This window comes from Alicyclobacillus sendaiensis NBRC 100866, from assembly GCF_001552675.1.
Taxonomy (GTDB): domain Bacteria; phylum Bacillota; class Bacilli; order Alicyclobacillales; family Alicyclobacillaceae; genus Alicyclobacillus; species Alicyclobacillus sendaiensis.
Genome location: NZ_BCRQ01000142.1, coordinates 1 through 897, shown reverse-complemented (window position 1 = coordinate 897; position 897 = coordinate 1). Strand labels below are relative to the sequence as shown.

General features: G+C 58.0%; 1 protein-coding gene. It reads left to right on the top strand.

Annotated elements, in window-relative coordinates:
• Positions 1-751 (top strand): IS66 family transposase (gene tnpC, locus AS26_RS13625; RefSeq protein WP_157068526.1); only part of this gene is annotated, 751 nt, incomplete at its 5' end.
• Positions 752-897 lie beyond the last annotated feature (146 nt).

Genomic DNA, 897 nt, shown 5'->3' with positions numbered 1-897 from the left:
CCGGAGCGGCATGGATGGACCGCCCATTGTCCTGTACGATTACCAGGAAACGCGGAGCGCGGACCATCCGCAGCGGTTCCTAGCAGGATTTCAAGGGTACCTGCACGTGGATGGGTATGCGGGCTATGAGGGCTTGCCGGATGTGACACTTGTAGGATGCTGGGCGCATGCGCGGCGAAAGTTCGACGAAGCCCTGAAGGCGGTGCCCCCCAAGGAGCGAAAAGGCAAGACGGCGGCGGAAGAAGGACTGTCCTTCTGCAACGGGCTGTACGCAGTGGAGAAGAAACTGAAGAACGCAAGCGCAGAAGAGCGGCAACGTGTGCGGATGGCGCAAAGTAAGCCCATCCTGGACGCGTTTTTGGCATGGCTTGAAAAGCAGGAACAGCAGGTGTTGCCGAAGAGCGCGCTGGGCCATGCGGTGAGCTACTGCCTCAAGCAGTGGCCGAAGCTGGTACGGTATGTGGAAGACGGGCATTTGGAAATCGACAACAACCGGTGCGAGCGGTCGCTGAAGCCGTTTGTGATCGGACGAAAGAACTGGTTATTTGCCAATACCCCGCGTGGAGCGCGGGCTAGTGCTGTGACGTACAGCATCGTGGAGACAGCGAAGGAAAACGGACTGAATCCGACCGCGTATCTCACGTATCTCTTCGAACGGATGCCGAACATGGACCTGACGGATGAGGCAGCGTTCGAGGGACTGTTGCCTTGGTCCGAAGGGCTGCCTGAGGGAATTCGCGTGAAAAAGTGAATGAGATGCAGACAAAGGTCCTGCCGGCGACGGCGGGGCCTTTGCTTTGGAAGCACCATTTTCCTGCGAGAGCTATCTTCCGATGAGCGATGCTTGATCAACTCCCGGCAGGCACACGTGTCAAGGTGTGATTGGGTTGACGGTTA